Consider the following 3,899-nt stretch of genomic DNA (forward strand, 5'->3'; position numbering starts at 1 on the left):
TTCCATTTAGCCTCGAAATCAGCACGATTTTCAGTGAACAATGCTTTTAATTTATCAGCTACTTTACGAGTAATGTAGTTAGAGATTTTCTTAACTGCACCATCAGCTTGTAAACCTGAACGGGAAACGTTCAACGGAATATCCGGTGAATCGATCACTCCTTTAAGCATAGTCAAAAATTCAGGTACAATTCCTTCTACGTTATCAGTAACGTAAACCTGGTTTTGGTACAATTGAATTTTATCTTTTTGGATTTGCATATCCGAACCTAATTTTGGAAAGTATAAAATTCCAGTCAGGTTAAAAGGATAATCTACATTTAAATGAATGTTGAATAATGGATCTTCAAATTGCATTGGATACAATTCTCTGTAAAAGCTTTTATAATCTTCATCAGATAATTCCGTAGGCTGTTTTGTCCACGCCGGATTTGGATTATTGATGATATTATCAACTTCAACTTCAGTAAAAATATTATCAACATCTTCAGGAGCAACTTGTTCTCCCTTTTTTTGTTCTATTTTTTCTGTTCTTGTTCCAAATTTAATTGGAATAGGCATAAACTTGTTATACTTATTTAATAAACCGCTGATTTTTGAATCTTCTAAGAAATCAAGAGAATCTTCGGCAACGTGTAAGATGATTTCTGTACCACGTGAAGTTTTGTCAGCCGGTTCTAAAGTAAATTCCGGGCTTCCGTCACACGTCCAGTGTGCAGCTGGCTCATCTTTATATGATTTAGTAATGATTTCTACTTTTTCTGCAACCATAAATGCAGAGTAGAATCCAAGTCCAAAATGACCAATAATTCCAGAATCTTTAGCAGAATCTTTGTACTTGTCAAGGAACTCTTCAGCTCCTGAAAAAGCAACCTGGTTAATGTATTTTTCAACTTCGTCAGCTGTCATACCTAAACCCTGATCGATGATGTGGATTTTTTTACCCTCTTTGTCAATTTTGATCTCTATTACAGGATTTCCCAATTCTACTTTAGCTTCGCCAATGCTAATTAAGTGTTTTAATTTTAAAGTAGCATCCGTACCGTTGGAAATCAATTCACGTAAAAAAATTTCGTGATCGCTGTATAAGAACTTTTTGATTAAGGGAAAGATGTTTTCTACCGAAACATTAATTTTACCTGTTGTCATATTATTTAATTTATTAGTTTAAAGTGATGATTTTCATTTCTTCAAATAGAATACCAATTGTTTTTTGAATGACAAAATGGCGTAAGTGTTAATTTTGAAAGAAAATAATTAGATTCTAAAACAAAGTTTGGCGTTTGAATTGTATCTTTGTTAAAATAATTATTGTTAAATAAGTAAGTAATAACTTAAAAAAATGTACAAAATGAAGAAGATTCTTTTCATTTGCATGATCGCCACGATGTTATTCGCGTGTAAATCAGCTTCGTCTACGGCTTCAACAGAAGCGACTCCGCTATCAACTAAACTTGACAGACCTACTCAAGTAGCTATTAAAGGAAATTGGGTTTTAACTAATGTTTCTTATGCAGGTTCTGAATATATCAAAGTAACCTCTTTTGATCTTGCCGATTCTAAATGTTTTATTGGAAGTACCTGGAATTTTATTTCTAATAATAACAAAGGGACAATGAATTTAACTGCACCAAGTTGTACTGCTTTTACTTCACCAATTGTTTGGAGTATTAATAATCAGGGACTTTTTGTTCTTAAAATTGTTAATCCGGGAACAAAATCAAAAAATGTTAGAGATGGTTACTTGTTAAAAGTTGCCGGTTTAACTGATACATCATTTCAGTTAATCGATAATATTAACGTTGGCGGACAAGTTAAGGATGTAACTTACCAATTTCAAAGAGCAAATTAAAAAATAAAAATATACAATATGAAAAAGATAACAGTTTTAGGTTTGAGTAGTTTACTTGTTTTAGTAAGTTTCTTTGCAAGTTGCGATTCAGTAAAAAACGCTAATAATACACAAAAAGGAGCCGGAATTGGAGTAGTTGCCGGTGGTTTAATTGGTGGTATTTTAGGAAACAATTTAGGAAAAGGCGGAAACACTGCTTTAGGAGCTGCAATTGGAGCTGCTGTAGGTGGTGGAACTGGTGCTCTTATTGGAAACAAAATGGACAAACAAGCCCGTCAAATTGATCAGGCTTTACCAGGTGCTTCTGTAGAAAGAGTAGGAGAAGGAATTCACTTAACTTTAAATGAAAACTCTGTTCGTTTTGATACTAACAAATCAACATTGACTCCTCAGGCAAAAACAAATTTAGATAAATTAGTTTCTGTATTCAATGAGTACGGAGATACTGATATTCAAATTTTTGGTTATACTGATAACACAGGAAAACCAGAATATAACTTAACACTTTCTGGACAAAGAGCGGCATCTGTGCAAGCTTATTTAGTTGCAAAAGGATTAAAATCAAGCCGTTTCAAAACTTCAGGTTTAGGAATTGCTGAACCTATCGCAACAAATGATACTCCGGAAGGAAGAGCGCAAAACCGTCGTGTAGAGTTTTCGATCACTGCAAATGACAAAATGGTAAATGATGCTAAATCTGAAGCTGGAAAATAAGTTTCAAACGCAATAAAATTTCTTAAAAGCTGTTTCATAATTGAAGCAGCTTTTTTTTGACTTTAGAAATTAAACATTGTAAATTTGACCTTTCAAATACAACCCATGCTCGACATTCAAAATATCTCTTTTACGTATACTGATACTCCCGTTATAAAAAACGTTTCCTTTACTATAAATAAAGGCGAAAATATTGCTATTATTGGCGAAAGCGGCTGCGGAAAAAGTACGCTCCTTAAATTAATGTACGGCTTATATGACTTAAATGAAGGCAAGATTTTTTATAATGAAAAACCCGTTTATGGTCCTAAATACAATTTGATTCCCGGAATGCCTTTTATGAAATATCTGGCTCAGGATTTTGATTTGTCTCCTTTTGAAACGGTAGCCGAAAATGTCGGGAAATTTCTTTCGAATGGTTTTGCGAATTTGAAAAAACTTCGTGTTCAGGAATTACTGGAAATGGTAGAAATGGAACAATTTTCGAATGTAAAAGCTAAATTTTTAAGTGGAGGTCAACAACAAAGAGTTGCCTTGGTAAGAGTTTTGGCCCTGGAACCGGAAGTGATTTTATTAGACGAGCCTTTTAGTCAGATCGATGCTTTTAGAAAAAATGCTTTACGCCGAAATTTATTTAAATATCTGAAACAAAAAGGAATCACCTGTATTATTGCAACGCACGATAGTACCGATGCCTTGTCTTTTGCAGATCAGGCAATCGTAATGCGAGGCGGAGAACTTATTGTAAAAGATGATCCGATAAAAATTTACGAAGATCCTCAAACAAAATATGTGGCGTCACTTTTTGGTGAAGTAAATGAATTACCAACTCATTTGTTACTTTCTTACGAAGATGAAACACATAAAACTTTGGTTTATCCGCATCAGTTTAAAATGGTTGCCGAATCTAACTTGCCGGTAAAAATCAGAAAAACTTATTTTAGAGGAAATCATTATCTAATAGAAACCGTTTATAAAAGACAACTTGTGTTTTTTGAAAGTGAAATCGATTTACCTCTAGATCAGGAAATATTTTTAGCATTAAATTATCTTTAATTAGATAATTTGTCAATTAGAAAATTAGATAATTTTTATAGAAGTTAAGAGTTTAGAATTAATTGAAAACTCATAACGTTTACATAGTAAACCCGACAGGTTTTTGAAACCTGTCGGGTTTGAAATTTATGGTAATTATGAGTTTAGAATTAATTGAAAATTAATAACGGTTGCATAAATAAACCCGACAGGTTTTAAAAACATAAGTGTTCGGAAGATATTTTAAGTTGTATTAAATAGTGGTGATTTACTGGGATCTCCATCGCAGATTACCACTA

Annotated in this window: 4 protein-coding genes; 3 read left to right on the plus strand and 1 reads right to left on the minus strand. The window is 32.9% G+C overall.

Annotation, left to right across the window (positions count from 1 at the left end; genetic code table 11):
* Window positions 1-1,148 (minus strand): molecular chaperone HtpG (gene htpG, locus ACHZDT_RS20575; protein WP_394776578.1); only part of this gene is annotated, 1,148 nt, incomplete at its 3' end.
* Window positions 1,149-1,350: 202 nt separating this feature from the next.
* On the opposite strand from htpG, the gene ACHZDT_RS20580 reads away from it, so the two are divergent.
* The 3 genes from ACHZDT_RS20580 to ACHZDT_RS20590 all read left to right on the plus strand — a co-directional run bounded on the left by ACHZDT_RS20580 (window position 1,351) and on the right by ACHZDT_RS20590 (window position 3,621).
* Window positions 1,351-1,851 carry a lipocalin family protein gene (locus ACHZDT_RS20580; protein ID WP_394776579.1) on the plus strand — a complete coding sequence of 167 codons (501 nt, stop codon included), beginning with the start codon at window positions 1,351-1,353 and terminating at the stop codon, window positions 1,849-1,851.
* Window positions 1,852-1,869: 18 nt separating this feature from the next.
* Window positions 1,870-2,565, plus strand: coding sequence for an OmpA family protein (locus tag ACHZDT_RS20585; protein ID WP_213308126.1), 696 nt, complete (start codon window positions 1,870-1,872; stop codon window positions 2,563-2,565).
* A 105-nt stretch (window positions 2,566-2,670) separates the two neighbouring features.
* On the plus strand, window positions 2,671-3,621 hold the full coding sequence (locus tag ACHZDT_RS20590; RefSeq protein ID WP_394776580.1) for an ABC transporter ATP-binding protein: 951 nt from the start codon (window positions 2,671-2,673) through the stop codon (window positions 3,619-3,621).
* The last annotated feature ends 278 nt before the right edge of the window (window positions 3,622-3,899 follow it).

It is taken from the genome of Flavobacterium sp., assembly GCF_043722275.1.
Taxonomy (GTDB): Bacteria; Bacteroidota; Bacteroidia; order Flavobacteriales; family Flavobacteriaceae; genus Flavobacterium.

Bases quoted from the DNA above. Each gene is read 5' to 3' on its own strand.
- ACHZDT_RS20590 (WP_394776580.1), top strand. From the start codon at position 2,671: ATGCTCGACATTCAAAATATCTCTTTTACGTATACTGATACTCCCGTT.
- ACHZDT_RS20580 (WP_394776579.1), top strand. From the start codon at position 1,351: ATGAAGAAGATTCTTTTCATTTGCATGATCGCCACGATGTTATTCGCG.
- ACHZDT_RS20585 (WP_213308126.1), top strand. From the start codon at position 1,870: ATGAAAAAGATAACAGTTTTAGGTTTGAGTAGTTTACTTGTTTTAGTA.